The sequence below is a fragment of the Duganella paludis genome (assembly GCF_054461335.1).
Map to the genome: position 1 here is coordinate 2338965 of NZ_CM136922.1, position 19160 is coordinate 2358124.

Consider the following 19160-nt stretch of genomic DNA (forward strand, 5'->3'; position numbering starts at 1 on the left):
CCAACCGCCTTTTTAACCATCGAATTCATCCTCCATGCCATTTCCCCTCACGGTAGAGCAAAAGCAAACGGCATTCTGGTTGGCGGTATGGGCGGCATTTATCTTCCTGTTGATCACGCTCGGGCCCATCCTGACGCCCTTCCTGGCGGCCGCGATTTTCGCCTACGCGCTCAATCCCGGCGTCGACCGGCTCGACCGCATCCGCTTCGGCCGCCGCTTCGGCATGCCGCGCGCGGCCTCGGTCGCCATCGTGGTGGTCCTGTTCTTCGCCGCCCTGATCGCCATGGTGCTGATCGTGGTGCCGGTGCTGCAAAAAGAAATCCCGCTGCTGCAGGCGCAGATCCCGGCCTTCCTGGCCAAGGCCAACGACATGCTGGCGCCCAAGCTGCAGGAGATGGGCGTCAAGGTGCGGCTCGACAGCGCCGGCATCAAGCAGCTGGCTTCCGAACAACTGGCCGCCAGCGGCGACGCCATCTGGAGCGCCGTATTGAATTCCGTGCGCGTCGGCGGCACCGCCGTGCTGGGCTGGCTGGCCACGCTGACGCTGGTGCCGGTGGTGCTGTTCTACCTGCTGCTGGACTGGCCCGCCATGCTGGCGCGCGTGGCCGGCTGCGTGCCGCGCCGCTACATCGCACCGACCATGGGCATGGCGCGCGAAGTCGACACCCTGCTGGCGCAATACCTGCGCGGCCAATTGCTGGTGATGGTGGTGCTGGCCGTGTACTACTCGGTGGCGCTGGCGATTGCCGGTTTCGACGTCGCGCTGCCGGTCGGCATCCTCACCGGCCTGCTGGTGTTCATTCCCTACCTCGGCTTCGGCCTGGGCCTGATCCTGGCGCTGATCTCGGCCGTGCTGCAGTTCACCGACTGGAGCGGCGTGATCGCGGTGGCCGTCATCTACGGCATCGGCCAGGTGCTGGAAGGCTTTTTCCTGACGCCGCGCCTGGTGGGCGAGCGCATCGGCCTGCATCCGCTGGCCGTCATCTTCGCCCTGCTGGCCTTCGGCCAGCTGTTCGGCTTCGTCGGCGTGCTGCTGGCCTTGCCCGCTTCGGCGGTGCTGATGGTGGCCTTTAATCACTTGCGTCGCCACTATCTGAGCAGCAGCTTTTATAATGCATGATGTGAATCACGAAAACGTTATGCAAAAGACCACAAGGCGAACGCCATGAAACAACTGGTGCTCGATTTAGGGGCCGAACCCACGCACAGCCTCGCCTCCTTCGAGGTAGGACAGAATGCCGAAGCGGCAGCGCTGATGAAGCAATTCGCCAGCCGCACGTCGCGCGAGCATTTCGCCTACCTGTGGGGCGCCGTCGGCGTCGGCAAATCGCACCTGCTCAAGGCCCTGGCCAGCAGCGGCTCCGAGGCCGAGCAGGCGCGCGCCCGCTATATCTCGCCGTTTTCCATCGAGTCGGAGTTCGTGTATTCGCCCGAGGTGGACCTGTACCTGCTGGACGACTGCGAAAAACTGTCGCCGCTGGCGCAGATCGACGCCTTCGCCTTGTTTAACGAAATCCGCGCCAACAACGCCTGGATGGTCTGCAGCGGCAACGTGGCGCCGGCCGTGCTGCCGGTGCGCGAAGACCTGCGCACACGCATGGGCTGGGGCCTGATCTACCGCATCCACGGCCTGACCGACGAGGAAAAGAGCGCTGCCCTGGCCGCCGCCGCCGCCGCACGCGGCTTGACGCTGTCGGCCGGCGTGATACCCTACTTGCTGTCCCACTTCCAGCGCGACATGCGGTCGCTGTCGACCATACTCGATTCGCTGGACCAGTATTCCCTTGAAACCCAACGCCCCATCACTCTGCCGCTGTTGCGCGAGTGGCTGCAGGCTGAAGCGAAAGAATGATGAATCGAATGAACCTGGCGCTTTTTGACTTAGACCACACCCTGCTGCCGATCGACTCCGACTTCGAATGGGGCCAGTTCCTGGTGCGTACCGGCGCCGTCGACGCCGTCGAATATGACCGCCGCAACCGCGCCTTCTTCGCCCAATACCAGGCCGGCACGCTCGATCCGGTAGAATACCTGGAGTTCACGCTGGGCACCCTGGCCGCCTTCCCGCGCGCCAAACTGGATGAAATGCACGCGCAATACATGGCCGAAGTGGTCACGCCGGCGCTGCATCCGGCGGCGCGCGCGCTGCTGAAGAAGCACATCGACGCCGGCGACCTGGTGGCCATCGTCACCGCCACCAACCACTTCGTCACCGCGCCGATTGCCAAGGCGCTGGGCGTGGAGCACCTGATCGCGGCCATGCCGGAAACGGACGCCGAGGGCAACCTGACCGGCAAGCTGCTCGGCACGCCGACGCAGGGCGCGGGCAAGATCGTGCACACCAAGGCCTGGCTGGAAAAAATGGGGAAGACGCTGGAAGACTTTGACACCGTCCACTTCTACAGCGATTCGCACAACGACCTGCCGCTGATGTCCATCGTCAGCCATCCGGTGGCGACCAACCCCAACGAAAAACTGAAAACGCACGCCGCCGCGAATGGCTGGCCATTAATTGACCTATTCAATGATTAAGAAACTGATCCGCAAAATCCTCGGCACCAAGAGTAAAGCGGCACGCGACGCGAACACGCCGGTGGTGCTGGGGCCTGACGCCCACGGCATCGACCCGCGCCTGTTGTCGAACAACGCCGTGCGCGTCACCAGCAGCCTGCAGGAAGCCGGCTTCGAAGCCTTCGTCGTCGGCGGCGCCGTGCGCGACCTGCTGCTGGGCGTGAAGCCGAAAGACTTCGACATCGCCACCAACGCCACGCCCGAGCAGGTAAAGCGCCTGTTCCGCCGCGCATTCATCATCGGCAAGCGCTTCCAGATCGTGCACGTGATGTTCGGCCAGGACCTGCTGGAGGTGACCACCTTCCGCGGCACCACGCTGGCCAGCGCGCCGAAGGATGAACACGGCCGCGTTTTGCGTGACAACACCTTCGGCTCGCAGGCGGAAGACGCGGAGCGCCGCGACTTCACCATCAACGCCATGTACTACAACCCGGCCAACCAGCAGGTGCTGGACTACCACGGCGGCATCGAAGACATCCGCGCCAAGACGCTGCGCATCATCGGCGTGCCGGAAGAGCGCTACCGCGAAGACCCGGTGCGCATGCTGCGCGTGGTGCGCTTCGCCGCCAAGCTGAAGTTCTCGATCGAGCCGCACACCGGTGCGCCGATCAAGGTCATGGCGCCTTTGATCAACAACGTGCCGGCCGCGCGCGTGTTCGACGAAATGCTCAAGCTGCTGATGAGCGGCCACGCGCTGGCCTGCCTGCAGCAGCTGCGCAAGGAAGGCCTGCATCACGGCCTGCTGCCGCTGCTGGACGTGGTGCTGGAACAGCCGATGGGCTTCAAGTTCGTGACGCTGGCGCTGGAATCGACCGATTCCCGCATCCACGCCGGCAAGACCGTGTCGCCGGGCTTCCTGTTTGCCTCGCTGCTGTGGCACCAGGTGCTGGAAAAATGGGAAGCCTACCGCGCGGCGGGCGAGCAGACCATTCCGGCGCTGCATCTGGCGGCCGACGACGTGCTCGATTCGCAGACCGAGAAGCTGGCCTTGCAGCGCAAGATCGGTTCCGACATGCGCGACATCTGGGCCATGCAGCCGCGCTTCGAGCGCCGCACCGGCAAGTCGCCGCACAAGCTGCTGGAACACCAGCGCTTCCGCGCCGGCTACGACTTCCTGCTGCTGCGCTGCGCCTCGGGCGAGATCGACGCCGAAATCGGCGAATGGTGGACCGCCTTCTACGAAAGCGACGAAGGATCGCGCGAAGACCTGATCGTCACCGCCAACCAGCCTGCTGGCCGCAGCGGTGACGCCGGTGGTGCCAGCGGCGCCGGTGGCGCTGGTGGCGCAAAACGCAAACGCGGCCCGCGTCGCGGCGGCCGTAGCCGCAGCGGCCGTGGCGAAGGCGCCGACGGCGGCGGCGAAGGTAGCAGCAGTGGCCATGGTGGCCACAATGGCGACGACTAAACTACCGTCACCGCATCATGCACACCGTCACAACCGCAGGCCTCGGGCCTGCAAGCCTCAAGGATGACCAGGCGCCGTTCGGCTTCACCATCGCCTACATCGGCATCGGCGCCAACCTGGGCGACGCCCGCGCCAACGTGCTGGACGCGCTGGACCGCCTGCAGCGCCAGCCCGGCTGCACGCTGATGGCGGCATCGGGCCTGTACCGCACCGCGCCGATCGACTCCAGCGGCGACGACTACATCAACGCCGTGGCGCGCATCGCCACCACCTTAAACGCCGAAGCGCTGCTGCAGGCGCTGCAAGCCATCGAACAGGCACACGGCCGCGAACGCCCCTACCGCAACGCCCCGCGCACGCTGGACCTCGACCTGCTGCTGTACGGCGACGCGGTAATCGACACCTCCACGCTGACGGTGCCGCATCCGCGCATGACCGAGCGCGCCTTCGTGCTGGTGCCGTTGCTGGAACTGGCGCCGGCCATCCATATTCCAGGTCACGGCGCGGCGGCGCAATATGCCGCCGGCGTGGCCGACCAGGGCGTCAGCCCTCTCTAAATAAAAGGATTTATCATGTCTGGATACCTGCAAGGAACCGAACTGGCAGCGAGCCAAAAGCTCGCCGACGCCAACGCACCTGCACCGGCCAAAGCGGCCGTCACCAAAGCAGTCACCGTCAACACGCTGGCGACGCTGCGCGCGGCCGGTGAAAAGATCACCATGCTGACTTGCTACGACGCCAGCTTCGCCTCGCTGATGGACCGCTGCGGCGTTGAGATCCTGCTGATCGGCGATTCGCTGGGCATGGTCTGCGCCGGCCACCAATCGACGTTGCCGGTCACCGTCGCCGACATCGTCTATCACACCGCCTCGGTGGCGCGCGGCACCAAGTCCGCGATGATCGTGGCCGACCTGCCGTTCGGCGCCTACGGCACGCCGGAAACCGCGTATGCCAACGCCGTGCAGGCGATGCAGGCCGGCGCGCACATGATCAAGATCGAAGGCGGCGCATGGTTGGCCGACACCGTCAAATTCCTGACCGACCGCGCGATTCCAGTGTGCGCGCACCTGGGCCTGACGCCGCAATCGGTGCACCAGCTGGGCGGCTACAAGGTGCAAGGCAAAACCACCGAAAGCGCCGACCTGCTGAAATCAGACGCGCTGAAGATGCAAGCGGCCGGCGCCTCGCTACTGGTGCTGGAGGCGATTCCATCGGCGCTGGGTAAAGAAGTCACGGACCTGCTGGCGATACCGACCATCGGCATCGGCGCGGGTCCGGACTGCTCGGGCCAGGTGCTGGTGATGCACGACCTGCTGGGCGTCTTCCCGGGCCGCAAAGCGCGCTTCGTGAAAAACTTCATGGACGGCCAGACCAGCATCGACGCCGCCATCTCCGCCTACGTCACCGCCGTCAAAGACGGCAGCTTCCCGGCGCTGGAACACTGCTTCTAACCTATCTGTATCCAGGTGGTTTTCAGCTCGGTGTATTTATCGAAGGCGTGCAGGGATTTATCGCGGCCGTTGCCCGATTGCTTGTAGCCGCCGAAGGGCACGGTGATATCGTCGCCGTCGTATTGGTTGACGTGCACCGTGCCCGCACGTAGCGCGCGCGAGGTCTGGATGGCCTTGCTCAAATCCGAAGTCCACACCGCCGCGTGCAAACCGTAAGGCGTGGCGTTGGCCTGTCGCACGGCATCCTGCACATCCGTAAAACTCAGCACCGACAACACCGGTCCGAAGATCTCCTCGCGCGCGATGGTCATGCTGCTGTCCACCTGATCGAACAAGGTCGGCTCAACATAGTAGCCACCACTTTCCGCGCGCACCTGCCTGCCGCCCGCCAGCAAGCGCGCACCACCTGCGCTGCCGGCCTCGATATACCCCATCACCGTTTTCAGCTGCGTCGCATCGACAATCGCACCCATAACGGTGTTCTCGTCCAGCGGATCGCCCGGCTGATACGCGGGCACCATGGCCAGCGCCTTCTCCAGGAAGCGCTCCTTGATGGACTCCTCCACAAACAAACGCGAAGGCGCATTGCAGCTCTCGCCTTGGTTGAAGAAGATCGAACCAATGGCCGCCTCCACCGCCGCATCCAGGTCCGGACAATCTGCGCACACGATGTTGGCCGACTTGCCGCCCAACTCCGTCCACGCCCGCTTGAGGTTCGACTGCCCCGCCATCTGCATGATCTGCTTGCCCACGCGCGTGGAGCCGGTGAAGCCGATGCAATCCACGTCCATGTGCAGCGCCAGCGCCGCACCGGCCTCCGCGCCATACCCCGGCAGCACATTGAACACGCCCGGCGGCACGCCCGCCTCCAGCGCGATCTCCGCCAGCCGCAGCGCCGTCAGCGGCGACTTTTCGGACGGCTTGAGCACCACGCTATTCCCCGCCGCCAGCGCCGGCCCGATCTTCCAGGACGCCATCAGCATCGGATAATTCCACGGCACGATGGCCGCCACCACGCCCACCGGCTCGCGCGTGATCAGCGCCAGGCTGCTGGCCGCCGTCGGCGCGATCTCGTCGTAGATCTTATCGATCGCCTCGCCATACCAGCGGATGCAGTTGGCGGCGCCGCCCACGTCCACGCTCTGGCTGTATTTGATCGGCTTGCCCATGTCCAGCGTCTCCAGCAACGCCAGCTCGGGGCCGTACTTCTGCATCAGATCCGCGAACTTGATCAACACCCGCTTGCGCTGCCCCGGCGACTTGCCGGACCAGCGGCCGTCCTCGAACGCCGCGCGCGCCGCCGCAACGGCGAGGTCCACGTCGGCGCCATCGCAACGCGCCACCATGCCCAGCGAGCGGCCATCGATAGGCGACAGGTTTTCAAACTGCTGTTCCGATTTCGCCCACACCCGCTCACCGCCGATGAAGGCGCGGCCGTCTGCCTGCAAAGCGGCGGCCTTGTCATGCCATATACCCATAAGATTCTCCTTACAGCCAGCCGCGCTGTTTGATGTCGGCGTAGGTCAGGTCGAGGCAGTGGCGTATCTGCGCCACCATCTCGTCGATCTGCGCCGTGGTCATCACCAGCGGCGGCGCGATGATCATGCGGTCGCCCACGGCGCGCATGATCATCCCGTTGTTGAACATATAGCCCCGGCACACCATGCCGACGGCCAGCGATTCATCGAACGCCACGTTCTCGTGCACCGTGGCGCCCTTGCTGCGCACCAGATTCAAGCCGGCCACAAAGCCGCAGCTGTCGGCGTAACCCACCAGCGGATGATCGGCCAGTTCGGCGAAACGCTTCTTCAGGTAAGGCCCGGTTTCATTGGCCACGCGCTCGATCAGCTTTTCATCCTCGATGATGCGGATATTCTCCAGCGCCGCCGCGCAAGCGACGGGGTGGCCGGAATACGTGAAGCCGTGATTGAACTCGCCACCCTGCTCGATCAGCACCTTGGCCACGCGGTCGCCCACCAGCACACCGCCCAACGGCACATAGCCGGACGTGACCCCCTTGGCAAACGTGATCAGGTCAGGCTTGATGCCGAACAGCTCCGATGCGAACCAGCGCCCCAGCCGCCCGAAGCCGCAGATCACTTCATCGGCGATCAGCAAAATTTCGTACTTGTCGCAGATGCGCTGGATCTCTGGCCAGTAGGTGGCAGGCGGAATAATCACGCCGCCCGCGCCCTGTATCGGCTCGCCGATGAAGGCCGCGACTTTCTCAGGCCCGACTTCGAGGATCTTCTTCTCCAGCCAGGACGCGGCCTCGATGCCGAATTCGTCCTCGGTCATGCCCTTGCCGGATTCCAGATAGCTCGGCTGGCCGATATGCACGATGCCGGGAATCGGCAAGCCGCCCTGCTCGTGCATGCCCGACATGCCGCCCAGCGAAGCGCCGGCCACCGTGCTGCCGTGATAGGCGTTGTGGCGGCTGATGATGGTGTGACGATCCTTGTAGCCACGCACATCCCAATAGCGGCGCACCATGCGCAGATTGGTGTCGTTGCCTTCCGAGCCGGAACCGGTGAAGTACACGTGGTTGAACTGCGGCGGCGAAATCTGCGCCAGCTTGGCCGCCAGCTTCACCGCCGGAACGTTGGTGGTGTTGAAAAAGCTGTTATAGAACGGCAGCGTCTCCATCTGCTCATACACTGCCTTGGAGATGCTGGTGCGGCCGTAGCCCACGTTCACGCACCACAGACCGGACATGCCGTCGATGATCTTGTTGCCTTCCGAATCCCACAGATAGATGCCTTCGCCGCGCACCATCACGCGCGCACCCTTCTCGCCCAGCGCCTTGTGGTCGGTGAACGGGTGCATATAGTGTGCCGCGTCCAGCTTCTGGATGGCGGCGGTATCGTAGTCGCTCATGGTGTGTCCTCGCTTAAACGTGCAGCAGCAGGTGCTCGCGCTCCCACGGGCTGATGACGGTCATGAATTCCTGATGCTCCAGGTCCTTGATGGCGGCGTAAACATCGATGAAGCGGTCGCCCAGCACCGTGCGCAGTTTGTCCTCGCGGCGCAGCAGCTGCAGCGCTTCCGGCAGGCCTTGCGGCAGTTCGACCTTCAGGTCGTAGGCGCTGTTGGTGGTCATCGGCGTCGGCTCCAGCTGGTCGACCATGCCGAGGTAGCCGCAGGCCAGCGTGACCGCCAGCGCCAGATACGGATTGGCGTCCGCGCCAATGATGCGGTTCTCCACGCGGCGGTCCTGCACGCCCGATTCCGGCACGCGGAAGCCCACGGTGCGGTTGTCCATACCCCACTGGATGTTGATCGGCGCGGCCGTGTGGCGCACGATGCGGCGGTACGAATTCACATACGGCGCCACGATCGCCATCGCCGACGGCATGTAGCGCTGCAGGCCGCCGATGTAATGCTTGAACAGCGGCGAGGCGGAACCGTCCTCGGAACTGAAGATGTTCTTGCCGGTGTTCGCATCCACCACGCTCTGGTGCACGTGCATGGCGGAACCCGGCTCGCCCGCCATCGGCTTGGCCATGAAGGTGGCGTACATATCGTGCTTGAGCGCCGCTTCGCGCAAAGTGCGCTTGAAGAAGAACACCTTGTCGGCCAGTCCCAACGGATCGCCGTGCAGGAAGTTGATCTCCATCTGGCCGGCGCCGATTTCGTGAATCAGCGTATCCACGTCCAGGTTCATCAACTCGCAGTAATCGTAGATGTCTTCGAACAGCGGATCGAACTCGTTCACCGCGTCGATGCTGTAGACCTGGCGGCTGGTTTCGGCGCGGCCGCTGCGGCCGATCGGCGGTTTCAATGGCAGATCCGGATCGGCGTTCTTGGCGGTGAGGTAAAACTCCAGTTCTGGCGCCACCACAGGCTTCCAGCCTTTGTCCTCATACAGCTTGAGCACGCGGCGCAGCACGGAGCGCGGCGCGAAGTCGACCAGGCGGCCATCGGAAAAATAGCAGTCGTGGATCACCTGCGCGGTGGGATCGGTGGCCCATGGCACCATGGTGATGGTGGTGGGATCGGCCTTGAGGATCATGTCGCGATCGGTGCTAGAGATGGCGCGGTCGTAGCCCGCGTCTTCGGTGGGGTAGTTGCCGGTCACGGTCATGCCCAGCACCGCTTCAGGAATGCGCATGCCACGCTCCTGGGTGAATTTACCGCGTGGGAGGATCTTCCCGCGCGCCACGCCGGTCAGGTCGGGCACCAAACATTCAATCTCCGTGACGTGCTTCTCGTTCAGCCACAGGTCCATATCGGTGTAGGTAAAATTTTCTCGAATTGCCATTTGCTTCTCTCTTTTGTTTTTATCGGATGGCCTTGTAGGCGCGGCAAGCGTCGCCAAAGGCTCTGAATAATTTGACGGAGTCCGGATTCTCGGAAAAGCGCCACTCAGGGTGCCACTGTACCGCGAGCGTAAATCCCTTGGCGTCCGCCACGCGGTAGGCTTCCACCAAACCGTCGTCGGCGCGCGCCTCTGCCACAAGGCCCGACGCCAGGCGATTGATGCCCTGCCCGTGCAGCGAGTTGACCTTGATCTCGGCCACGCCGTCGAGGATCTGCGCCATGCGCCCCCCGGGGTCCAGCAGCACGCGGTGCGACGGCGCGTATTGCTGGTCCAGTGTGTGTTCCTTGTTTTCGCGATGATCGGCCATGCCGGCTACCGCATGCACCGCCTGGTGCAGCGAACCGCCCAGCGCCACATTCACTTCCTGGAAGCCGCGACAGATCGCCAGCAGTGGAATGCCGCGCTTGATGGCGGCGCGGATCAGCGGGAGCGTGGTGGCGTCGCGCGCCGCGTCCTGCGGCAGTGTGGGGTCCAGCACCTCTTCGCCATACAGGCCGGCATGGACGTTGGACGGTGAGCCGGTCAGCATCACGCCGTCCGCCACCGCCAGCAACGCTTCAAAGTCGGTGGCCGCGCCCAGCGCCGGCACGATCAGCGGCGTGCAATGCGCGCCGTCCGCCACGGCGGCCACGTACTTGAGCTGCGCGGTGTGATACGGATGTGCGCCTATCTGGTTGACGCACGCGGGAACCAAAACGACAGGGCTACGCATAGAAGCTTTCATCTGTTTGATTTAACTAAATGATATGCCTATTTTGGTATCATGTAGAGTGCCACTTATTGATATTAGATAGAACCACTTTTTTGATGTCTCCTACTTCCGACCTGCTGGCGTCCGCGCTGGCGCAATCCGGCTTCCATCCCCGCCTTCCGCAGCAACGCCGGCTTTACGAGGCGGCCAAGGCCGCGATCCACCAGCAGCGGCTGGGCGCGGGCAGCAAACTGCCGTCCAGCCGTGATCTGGCGCGGGATCTGCGCATTTCGCGCAATACGGTCATTGCCGCGTTCGAGCAGTTGGCGGCCGAGGGATATGTGACCAGCGCGGCGGGCAGCGGCACCTATGTGGCCGATTTGCAGGCGCACAGCGCCAGCATGCGCGGTGTGGGGTCGGCGCCACAACAGCGCGCCGCCACACCGTCAACGGTGCGCCTGTCGCGTCGCGGCCAGCAGTTGACCAGCTACGCGGCCGGCCCGCAGTTCGAGATACAGCCTTTTGCGCCGGGCGATCCGGACTTCTCATCGTTCCCGTTCAAGCTGTGGCAGCGGCTGCAGAACCGCGTCTGGCGCGAAGCGCGCAACGACCTGCTGGACTACGGCCAGTCCGGCGGCTACCTGCCGCTGCGGCAGGCCATCACCGAGTACCTGCGCATGTCGCGCTCGGTGAAGGTGGAAGTGGAACAGGTGCTGATTACCGCAGGTACCCAGCAATCGCTGGACCTGTGCGCCCAATTGCTGGCCGATGTGGGCGACACCGCGTGGGTGGAAGACCCGTGCTACTGGGGCGCGCGCCGCGCGTTCCAGGCGCGCGAACTGAGGCTGCGGCCCATCACCGTCGACAACGACGGCATCGCCCTGTCGGCGGCCGACCTGGCCAGCAAGCCGCGCCTGATCTACGTCACGCCCTCGCACCAGTATCCCACCGGCGCGGTGATGAGCCTCGCGCGCCGCCGCGAATTGCTGGACGTGGCGGTGCGCAAGGACGCGTGGATACTGGAAGACGATTACGACAGCGAATTCCGCTACACCGGCCGGCCGTTGGCAGCGCTGCAAGGCCTCGACAACGCGGACCGCGTGCTGTACATGGGCACCTTCTCCAAGGTGCTCTACCCCGGCATCAAGGTGGGCTACCTGGTGGTGCCACCGGCGCTGATCGACGCGTTCCGCAGCGCGCTGTATGACCTGCAGCGGCCCGGCCAGCTGACGGTGCAGGCCACACTGACGGACTTCATCGCGCTAGGCCACTTCTCCACCCACGTGCGCAAGATACGCCAGACCTACGGCGCGCGGCGCGAACTGCTGCGCCGCATGCTGGCGCAGCAGCTGCCGCAGAGCGTCACCATATCGAAGGAAGAATCAGGCCTGCACCTGGTGGTCGAATTGCCCGACACGGTGGACGATGTGGTGCTGGCGCAGCGCGCGGCGGCGCTGGGCATCTCGGTCAAGGCGCTGTCCACCTACTACCTCAAGGCGCAGATGCGGCGCGGACTGCTGGTGGGTTACGCCTACTGCACGCCGGAGCAAATTACCGACTATGGCGTGCAACTAGGCGCCATCATCGCCGCCGAGGTGCTGCCGTAAAGAGCGTCGGCGATAATTGGCGCTGCTTGCCCCATCACCCCTTGGCGGCGCTCGAAATCTGTTTCGAGCGTCGGCGTTCGGCGCGGGCGATGTAGAGACTCGATGCGATGACGGCGATCGACACAACCAGGATGGTCAGCGCCGCTACCGCGTTCACGCGCGGATCGAGGCCCAGGCGCGCACGCGAGAAGATCACGATCGGCATGGTCGATGAACCGGGGCCGGACAGGAAGGCCGACAGCACCACGTCATCCAGCGACAGCGTGAACGTCAGTAGCCAAGCGGAACCCAGCGCCTGCTTGATGTTCGGCAGCGTCACCAGGAAGAACACCTGGAACGGGCGGCAGCCCAGATCCATGGCCGCTTCCTCCAGCGACTTGTCCATCTCGCGCAGGCGCGATTGCACCACCACCGTCGCGTAGGCCATGCCCAGCAGCGTATGGCCCAGCCAGATCGTCACCAGCCCGCGCTCCGGGAATCCGAACATCTTCTGCACCGACACCAGCATCAGCAGCAGCGACAAACCGATGATCACTTCCGGCATCACCAGCGGCGCGCTCACCATGCCGGTGAACAGCGTGCGGCCGGTGAAGCGCTGGTAGCGGTCCAGCACAAACGCCGCAAAAGTACCCAGCACCACCGAGCCGCATGCCGTCAGCAGCGCGATGCGCAGCGACAGCCCGAAGCCGCTGATGATCTCCTGGTCGTTCAGCAGCGCCGCATACCACTGCAGCGAAAACCCGCTCCACACCATGTCCTGGCGCGAGCTGTTAAACGAGAACACCACCAGCACCACGATGGGAATGTAGAGGAACAGATAGCCCAGCGACAGCCAGCCGCGCCCGAACCAACGATGCAGTAACTGGGTCATTTGCGCGCCTCCTGCTCGGCCTGATATTTATTGAAGATCGCCATGGGCACAAGAATCAGCAGGATCACCACCACCGTCACCGAGGACGCCAGCGGCCAATCGTTATTGGTGAAGAATTCATCCCACAGCTGGCGACCGATCATCAAGGTCTCGGGGCCGCCCAGCAGCTCGGGAATCACGTACTCACCCACCGCCGGGATAAACACCAGCATGGTGCCGGCGATGATGCCGGACTTCGACAGCGGCACGGTGATGCGCCAGAAGGTCTGCCACGGCGTCGCACCAAGATCGGCCGCCGCCTCGATGAAGCGCACGTCCATCTTCACCAGGTTGGCGTACAGCGGCAAAATCATGAACGGCAAATAGGCGTACACCATGCCGATCAACAGCGAGAACTGGGTGTTCATCAGCTGCAGCGGCTCGGAGATCATGCCCAGGTCCAACAGGAAGCTGTTGAGGATGCCGTTGTTGGCGAGGATGCCCTTCCACGCGTAGATACGCAGCAGGAAGGAGGTCCAGAACGGCATCATCACCAGCATCAGCAGCACCGGGCGGATGGCCGGCTTGGCGCGCGCCATGAAGTAGGCGAACGGATAACCGATGGCCAGGCACAGCGCCGCCGTGATCGCGGCGAACTTGATCGAGTTCAGATAGGTGATCGCATACAGCTCGTCCTGCGCGATGAACAGGTAGTTGCCGAACTTGATCTTCAGCGTCAGCACGCCGTCCACCACCGTCATCAAGGTGCCGAAGGGGCCGCCGTCGCCGGAGTCCAGGTCGGCGAAGCTGATGCGCAGCACGATCAGGAACGGAATCAGGAAAGCAAAGGCCAGCCACAGGAACGGCACGGCGATCACCGCCGAACGCCCCGGATGCTTGAGCAGGTTCTTGAGGGATTTCATGTCCACCCTGCCTTAGCTGGTCAGCACGACGACGTCGGCGCCATCCCACCATGCGTACACGCGCTGATCGCGCTTGAGCGCCGATTCGTCGTGGCGCGCGGCGTTGGTGCGCGAGACCTTGACCACCATGCCGCTGTCGAGCGTGACGTGGTAGCTGGTTTCGTTGCCGAAGTAGGCGATGCCGGTGATGGTGCCCTGCACGCAGTTGTAGCCATGTTCGGCCGCGTTGGCGCGCTGCTCCAGCGTCGGCGCCTCGGCCTGCACCGCGATCTTCTCTGGACGCACGGCCACCGACACCGGCATGCCCATGGTGCCGGTAATGCCGTGGGTGACGTAATGCTTGCCTTCAGGCGTATCGATGATCACGTGATCCGGTTGATCCACCGCCACGCTGCCGTTGAACAGGTTGACGCTGCCGATGAAGTCCGCCACGAAGCGGCAGTTCGGCGTTTCGTAGATTTCGTCCGGAGCGCCCACCTGCAAGATGCGGCCCGCGCTCATCACGGCGATGCGGGTCGCCATGCTCATGGCTTCGTCTTGGTCGTGGGTGACCATCACGCAGGTTACGCCCACTTCCTCGATGATGGAGACCAGTTCCATCTGGGTGCGTTCGCGCAGTTTCTTGTCCAATGCGCCGAGCGGCTCGTCCAGCAGCAGCAACTGCGGACGCTTGGCCAGCGAACGCGCCAGCGCCACGCGCTGCTGCTGGCCGCCCGACAGTTGGTGCGGTTTGCGCTTGGCGTAGTCGGTCAGCTGCACCAATCCCAGCATCTTTTCCACGCGCGCGGCGATTTCGTCTTTCGGCAGGCCGTCGCGGCGCAGGCCGAAGGCGATGTTGTCCCACACCGACAAGTGCGGGAACAGCGCGTACGACTGGAACATCATGTTGATCGGGCGCTGGTAAGGCGGCACGCTGACGATGTCCTGCCCCGCCAGCGTGATCGCGCCGGAGGTCGGCGTTTCAAAGCCGGCCAGCATGCGCAGCAGGGTCGATTTGCCGCAGCCCGAGCTGCCCAGCAGTGCGAAGATTTCGCCCTTGTTGATCGCCACCGATACGTCATTGACGGCGCGGACGCCATCGAATTCCTTAACCAGGTTGCGGATCAGGAGGAAAGGTTCAGCAGCTCGCTCTATGGTCATGTTATTAGAAAGGTAAAATAATATTTGCCAAACCGGTGATTATAAAGGCAGTGCTCAAACATGGAGCAATAAGTGTTCCCGCTCCCAGGGGCTGATCACGGTCATGAACTCCTGGTGTTCCAGTTCCTTGATGGCGGTGTAGACGTCGATGAAGCGCTCGCCCAGCACTTCGCGCAGCCGGTCCTCGCGCCGCAGCATGTCCAGCGCTTGCGGCAAGCCTTGCGGCAGCTCGTACATATGGTCGTAGGCGCTGCCGGTGTACATGGCGGTCGGCTCCAGCTGGTCGATCAATCCGAGGTAGCCGCAGGCCAGCGTGACCGCCATCGCCAGGTAGGGATTGGCGTCCGCGCCGATGATGCGGTTCTCGACACGGCGCTGCTCGACGCCGGAGATCGGAATGCGGAAGCCCACCGTGCGGTTGTCCATGCCCCACTGGATATTGATCGGCGCGGCCGTGTGGCGCACGATGCGGCGGTAGGAATTCACATACGGCGCCAGGATCGCCATCGCCGCCGGCGTGTAGCGCTGCAGGCCGCCGATGTAATGGCGGAAGTGCGGCGACGGCGAGCCGTCCTGCTGGTTGAAGATATTGCGGCCGGTGGCGACGTCGCTCACGCTCTGGTGCACATGCATGGCAGATCCGGGCTCGCCGGCCATCGGCTTGGCCATGAAGGTGGCGTACATATCGTGCTTGAGCGCCGCCTCGCGCAAGGTGCGCTTGAAGTAGAACACATTGTCGGCCAGCGCCATCGCATCGCCGTGCTGGAAGTTCAGGCCCATCTGGCCGGCGCCGGTTTCGTGGATCAGCGTGTCGACATCGAGGTTCATCAACGCGCAGTAGTCGTAGATGTCCTCGAACAATGGATCGAATTCGTTGACCGCGTCGATGCTGTAGACCTGGCGCGTGGTTTCGGAACGGCCGCTGCGGCCGATCGGCGCCTTCAGCGGCAGGTCGGGATCGATGTTCTTTTCGGTCAGGTAGAACTCCAGCTCCGGCCCGACGATAGGCTGCCAGCCTTTATCCGCATACAGCTTGAGCACGCGACGCAGCACGGAGCGCGGCGCGAAGTCGACCAGCGTGCCGTCGGCGAAATAGCAGTCATGGATCACCTGCGCGGTCGGGTCGATGGCCCACGGCACGGCCGTGATGCTGCCGGGGTCCGCGCGCAGGATCATGTCGCGGTCGGTGTTGGAGATGGCGCGGTCGTAGGCCGCGTCCTCGGTCGGGTAGTTGCCGGTGACGGTCATGCCCAGCACCGCTTCCGGGATGCGCATGCCGCGCTCCTGCGTGAACTTGGCGCGCGGCAGAATCTTCCCGCGCGCCACGCCCGTCAGGTCGGGCACCAGGCATTCGATTTCAGTGACTCGGTTTTCGTTGAGCCACTGGTCCATATCAGCATCGGAGAAATTTTCACGGATAGACATGTGTGCGCTCTAGGTTGCGTTCGACAAGTCTAGCTTACCATAAGCACAACCTTGCTTACTGTGCTTCGGCTGCCTCCACGCGCGTTTGTACCAGTATCTTCTTGATCTCCGGGACGCAGGAGCCGCAGTTGCCGCCGGCTTGCAGGCAGGCCGTCACTTCCGGCACCGTCTTCAAATCCTTTTCGATGATGGCGTTGCAGATGGTGTTGCGGCCCACGCCGAAGCAGGAGCACACGGTAGGGCCGGTATCGGCACCCTTCTCCACCGGCATGCCGACCAGCAGGCCGACGCGATCGATCTCGCTCAACTGCTCCTTGGCGAACAGGCTGGCCAGCCATGCGCGCGACGGCATGTCCTGGCGCGGCGAGACGAAGATGCATTGGTCGATGCGGTCGTTCACCACGTGTACGGCGCGGTACACGCCGGCGGTGCGGTCTTCGTATTCGAGCCAGTCGGCGTCCAGGTCCTGCACGCCCAGCAGCTCACGCGCCCAATCGGCATGGCTCTTGATGGTGTTGCGGCCGGCCAGTTCGTAGCGCGCAAATTCGCGGCCCTGGATGCGGGTCCAGTGGGCCACGCTGTCCAGCTCCACTTCGGCGCGGCTCAGGATGAAGCCGTGCCAGTTGACGCGGAACTGCTCCACGCGCACCGGTGTATGCTTGAACTCAGGCTCGCCGGATACCGGGTCGACCACCGGATTGACCACCGCGCCCACCCGCGCATCGGAAGCGGTCTGGCCGTTCCAGTGAATCGGAATGAAAATGGCGCCGCGCGGAATGCCGCCGCCGTGCTGCACGCGCGCCACCATGGCGCCCCAGGCGGAGGTAACGCGCGCCAGTTCGCCTTCACGCACGCCGCTCAGCAGCGCATCCTGTGGATGCATGTCGACGAAGGATTCGGCGATGTGGTCGGCCAGCGTAGCGGACTTGCCGGTGCGCGTCATGGTGTGCCACTGGTCGCGCACGCGGCCGGTGTTGAGCGACAGCGGATAGTCTTCGCTGACGGCGTGCATCGGCGCACGCGGCGCGGTGGCGATGAAGCGCGCCTTGCCGTCCGCATGCGCGTAGACGTTGTCTTTAAAGAGACGCATCTCCACCTGCAGCTCGCCGGAAGCGGTGCGGCGCACCGGCCACTGGGTTGGCTCCAGATCGTCGTACTCGCGCTGGTTCAAGCCGCCCAGGCCGGACATATCGAAAGCGCGCGGCACGTCGCCAACGGCGTTGCGGAAGCCGCTCAAACGCGCGTGTTCATCGAACACGCCGTGCTGGCCGCAGAAATCGAAACCGCTGTAGCCCATGCGCTGCGCGAACAGCGACAGGATCTTCCAGTCCGGCAGCGCTTCGCCGGGCGCCGCCAGGAAGGCGCGCTGACGCGAGATGCGGCGCTCGGAGTTGGTGACCGTGCCATCCTTCTCGCCCCAGCCCAGCGCCGGCAGCAGCACATCGGCATAGGCGGTGGTGTCGGTGTTCTGCATGATGTCGGACGAAATCACCAGCTCGCACTTCTCCAGCGCGCGGCGTGCCTGGTCGGCGTCCGGCAGGCTGACCACCGGATTGGTGGCGATCACCCATACCGACTTGACCTTGCCTTCTTCAATGGCCTTGAACAGGTCCACCGCCTTCAGGCCGCCCTTGTCGGCCATGGCCGGCGATTCCCAGAAGGTCTGCACCACTTCGCGGTGCTCGGCGCGCTCCAGGTCCATGTGCGCGGCCAGCATGTTGGCCAAGCCGCCCACTTCGCGCCCGCCCATGGCGTTCGGTTGGCCGGTGATGGAGAACGGTCCCATGCCCGGCTTGCCGATGCGGCCGCCGATCAGGTGGCAGTTGATGATGGCGTTGGCCTTGTCGGTGCCGGCCGAGGACTGGTTCACGCCCATCGAGTAGGCGGTAATGGTCTTGCGGGTGGCGGCGAATAGTTCGTAGAACTCCAGCAGCACCGGCAGTTCGATGCGGCAGATCTTGGCCACCACGGCAGGGTCGCTGCAATCGACGTTGGCTACTTCCAGCGCGGCGTCGAAGCCGTTGGTGTGCTGCGCGATGAAGCGCGGATCGACCGCGCCGATGCGCGACAGGTAGCTCAGCAGACCGTTGAACAGCCAGACGTCGGTGCCGGCCTTGACCGGCAGGTGCATGTCGGCCAGCTCGCAGGTGGCGGTGCGGCGCGGATCGATGACCACCAGCTTCATCTCCGGGCGCGCCTCCTTGGCCTTGAGGATGCGCTGGAACAGGATGGGATGGCACCACGCCGTGTTGGAGCCGACCAGCACCACCATGTCGGCCAGTTCCAGGTCGTCATAGCAGACCGGCACCAGGTCTTCGCCGAAGGCGCGCTTGTAACCCGCCACGGCGGACGACATGCACAGGCGCGAGTTGGTGTCGATGTTGGCGCTGCCGATATAGCCCTTCATCAGTTTATTGGCGACGTAGTAGTCCTCGGTCAGCAACTGGCCGGAGACGTACAGCGCCACCGCATCCGGGCCGTGTTCTGCGATGATGGTCTTCCAGGCGCCGGCCACTTTGTCCAGCGCTTCGTCCCACGATGCGCGGCGCAGGCCATCAGATTCGCGTACCTGCGGATACAGCAGTCGGCCTTCCAGCCCCACCGTTTCGCCCAGCGCGGAACCTTTGACGCACAGGCGTCCCTTGTTCGCCGGGTGCTGCTTGTCGCCGGCGATGGCGATCGTGCCGTCGGCCAGCGGCGTGGCCTGCACGCCGCAGCCAACGCCGCAGTATGCACAAGTGGTACGGACAGCCAGATGGTCGGTGGACAGGTTCAA

The 19160-nt window shown here is 64.1% G+C and carries 16 protein-coding genes; 7 read left to right on the forward strand and 9 right to left on the reverse strand.

Annotation, left to right across the window (positions count from 1 at the left end):
- Positions 1–34: 34 nt before the first annotated feature.
- Genes ACXZ1M_RS10525 through panB form a run of 6 tightly spaced genes read left to right on the forward strand, consistent with a single transcriptional unit; the run spans position 35 to position 5427 of the window.
- The gene (locus ACXZ1M_RS10525; RefSeq protein ID WP_459053110.1) at positions 35–1120 is read left to right on the forward strand and encodes an AI-2E family transporter; all 1086 of its coding nucleotides are present in this window, start codon (positions 35–37) and stop codon (positions 1118–1120) included.
- A gap of 45 nt (positions 1121–1165) precedes the next feature.
- Positions 1166–1852, forward strand: coding sequence for a DnaA regulatory inactivator Hda (hda, locus tag ACXZ1M_RS10530; RefSeq protein ID WP_459053111.1), 687 nt, complete (start codon positions 1166–1168; stop codon positions 1850–1852).
- Between the two features lie 8 nt (positions 1853–1860).
- Complete coding sequence (locus ACXZ1M_RS10535) at positions 1861–2532, forward strand: histidinol-phosphatase (RefSeq protein ID WP_459053996.1); 672 nt, start codon at positions 1861–1863, stop codon at positions 2530–2532.
- Complete coding sequence (gene pcnB / locus ACXZ1M_RS10540; RefSeq protein WP_459053112.1) at positions 2525–3976, forward strand: polynucleotide adenylyltransferase PcnB; 1452 nt, start codon at positions 2525–2527, stop codon at positions 3974–3976. The genes ACXZ1M_RS10535 and pcnB overlap by 8 nt, the downstream gene beginning before the upstream one ends.
- Positions 3977–3993: 17 nt before the next feature.
- On the forward strand, positions 3994–4533 hold the full coding sequence (folK, locus tag ACXZ1M_RS10545; RefSeq protein ID WP_459053113.1) for a 2-amino-4-hydroxy-6-hydroxymethyldihydropteridine diphosphokinase: 540 nt from the start codon (positions 3994–3996) through the stop codon (positions 4531–4533).
- A 15-nt stretch (positions 4534–4548) separates the two neighbouring features.
- Positions 4549–5427: a 3-methyl-2-oxobutanoate hydroxymethyltransferase gene (panB, locus tag ACXZ1M_RS10550; protein WP_459053114.1), complete on the forward strand. Its 879-nt coding sequence runs from the start codon at positions 4549–4551 to the stop codon at positions 5425–5427.
- Here panB and ACXZ1M_RS10555 read toward each other — a convergent pair.
- From ACXZ1M_RS10555 to ACXZ1M_RS10570, 4 genes are read right to left on the reverse strand one after another with little or no spacing between them, the layout of a single operon-like run.
- Positions 5424–6905 carry an aldehyde dehydrogenase gene (locus ACXZ1M_RS10555; RefSeq protein WP_459053115.1) on the reverse strand — a complete coding sequence of 494 codons (1482 nt, stop codon included), beginning with the start codon at positions 6903–6905 and terminating at the stop codon, positions 5424–5426. The two genes, panB and ACXZ1M_RS10555, sit on opposite strands and share 4 nt — an antisense overlap.
- 10 nt (positions 6906–6915) lie before the next feature.
- Complete coding sequence (locus ACXZ1M_RS10560; protein WP_459053116.1) at positions 6916–8304, reverse strand: aspartate aminotransferase family protein; 1389 nt, start codon at positions 8302–8304, stop codon at positions 6916–6918.
- A gap of 13 nt (positions 8305–8317) precedes the next feature.
- Positions 8318–9688, reverse strand: coding sequence for a glutamine synthetase family protein (locus ACXZ1M_RS10565; protein ID WP_459053117.1), 1371 nt, complete (start codon positions 9686–9688; stop codon positions 8318–8320).
- Positions 9689–9707: 19 nt separating this feature from the next.
- A complete protein-coding gene (locus ACXZ1M_RS10570) occupies positions 9708–10460 on the reverse strand; it encodes a gamma-glutamyl-gamma-aminobutyrate hydrolase family protein (RefSeq protein WP_459053119.1) in 753 nt (250 codons plus the stop codon).
- A gap of 95 nt (positions 10461–10555) precedes the next feature.
- On the opposite strand from ACXZ1M_RS10570, the gene pdxR reads away from it, so the two are divergent.
- Positions 10556–12046, forward strand: a complete 1491-nt coding sequence (gene pdxR, locus ACXZ1M_RS10575) for a MocR-like pyridoxine biosynthesis transcription factor PdxR (RefSeq protein ID WP_459053120.1) — start codon at positions 10556–10558, stop codon at positions 12044–12046.
- A gap of 34 nt (positions 12047–12080) precedes the next feature.
- Here pdxR and ACXZ1M_RS10580 read toward each other — a convergent pair whose 3' ends face one another.
- The 5 genes from ACXZ1M_RS10580 to ACXZ1M_RS10600 are packed head-to-tail and all read right to left on the reverse strand — an operon-like array spanning position 12081 to position 19160.
- Positions 12081–12917 (reverse strand): ABC transporter permease, encoded by an 837-nt coding sequence (locus ACXZ1M_RS10580; RefSeq protein WP_459053121.1) that lies wholly within the window; start codon positions 12915–12917, stop codon positions 12081–12083.
- Positions 12914–13819, reverse strand: a complete 906-nt coding sequence (locus ACXZ1M_RS10585; RefSeq protein ID WP_459053122.1) for an ABC transporter permease subunit — start codon at positions 13817–13819, stop codon at positions 12914–12916. Before ACXZ1M_RS10585 ends, ACXZ1M_RS10580 begins: the two co-directional genes overlap by 4 nt.
- A gap of 12 nt (positions 13820–13831) precedes the next feature.
- Positions 13832–14959, reverse strand: a complete 1128-nt coding sequence (locus ACXZ1M_RS10590; RefSeq protein ID WP_459053123.1) for an ABC transporter ATP-binding protein — start codon at positions 14957–14959, stop codon at positions 13832–13834.
- A 54-nt stretch (positions 14960–15013) separates the two neighbouring features.
- Positions 15014–16384, reverse strand: a complete 1371-nt coding sequence (locus ACXZ1M_RS10595) for a glutamine synthetase family protein (RefSeq protein ID WP_459053124.1) — start codon at positions 16382–16384, stop codon at positions 15014–15016.
- 55 nt (positions 16385–16439) lie between these two features.
- Complete coding sequence (locus tag ACXZ1M_RS10600; RefSeq protein WP_459053125.1) at positions 16440–19160, reverse strand: molybdopterin-dependent oxidoreductase; 2721 nt, start codon at positions 19158–19160, stop codon at positions 16440–16442.

Excerpts from the sequence above, each read along its gene's own strand:
- ACXZ1M_RS10525 (WP_459053110.1), top strand. The coding sequence starts at position 35 with ATGCCATTTCCCCTCACGGTAGAGCAAAAGCAAACGGCATTCTGGTTG.
- hda (WP_459053111.1), top strand. The coding sequence starts at position 1,166 with ATGAAACAACTGGTGCTCGATTTAGGGGCCGAACCCACGCACAGCCTC.
- ACXZ1M_RS10535 (WP_459053996.1), top strand. The coding sequence starts at position 1,861 with ATGAACCTGGCGCTTTTTGACTTAGACCACACCCTGCTGCCGATCGAC.
- pcnB (WP_459053112.1), top strand. The coding sequence starts at position 2,525 with ATGATTAAGAAACTGATCCGCAAAATCCTCGGCACCAAGAGTAAAGCG.
- folK (WP_459053113.1), top strand. The coding sequence starts at position 3,994 with ATGCACACCGTCACAACCGCAGGCCTCGGGCCTGCAAGCCTCAAGGAT.
- panB (WP_459053114.1), top strand. The coding sequence starts at position 4,549 with ATGTCTGGATACCTGCAAGGAACCGAACTGGCAGCGAGCCAAAAGCTC.
- ACXZ1M_RS10555 (WP_459053115.1), bottom strand. The coding sequence starts at position 6,905 with ATGGGTATATGGCATGACAAGGCCGCCGCTTTGCAGGCAGACGGCCGC.
- ACXZ1M_RS10560 (WP_459053116.1), bottom strand. The coding sequence starts at position 8,304 with ATGAGCGACTACGATACCGCCGCCATCCAGAAGCTGGACGCGGCACAC.
- ACXZ1M_RS10565 (WP_459053117.1), bottom strand. The coding sequence starts at position 9,688 with ATGGCAATTCGAGAAAATTTTACCTACACCGATATGGACCTGTGGCTG.
- ACXZ1M_RS10570 (WP_459053119.1), bottom strand. The coding sequence starts at position 10,460 with ATGCGTAGCCCTGTCGTTTTGGTTCCCGCGTGCGTCAACCAGATAGGC.
- pdxR (WP_459053120.1), top strand. The coding sequence starts at position 10,556 with ATGTCTCCTACTTCCGACCTGCTGGCGTCCGCGCTGGCGCAATCCGGC.
- ACXZ1M_RS10580 (WP_459053121.1), bottom strand. The coding sequence starts at position 12,917 with ATGACCCAGTTACTGCATCGTTGGTTCGGGCGCGGCTGGCTGTCGCTG.
- ACXZ1M_RS10585 (WP_459053122.1), bottom strand. The coding sequence starts at position 13,819 with ATGAAATCCCTCAAGAACCTGCTCAAGCATCCGGGGCGTTCGGCGGTG.
- ACXZ1M_RS10590 (WP_459053123.1), bottom strand. The coding sequence starts at position 14,959 with ATGACCATAGAGCGAGCTGCTGAACCTTTCCTCCTGATCCGCAACCTG.
- ACXZ1M_RS10595 (WP_459053124.1), bottom strand. The coding sequence starts at position 16,384 with ATGTCTATCCGTGAAAATTTCTCCGATGCTGATATGGACCAGTGGCTC.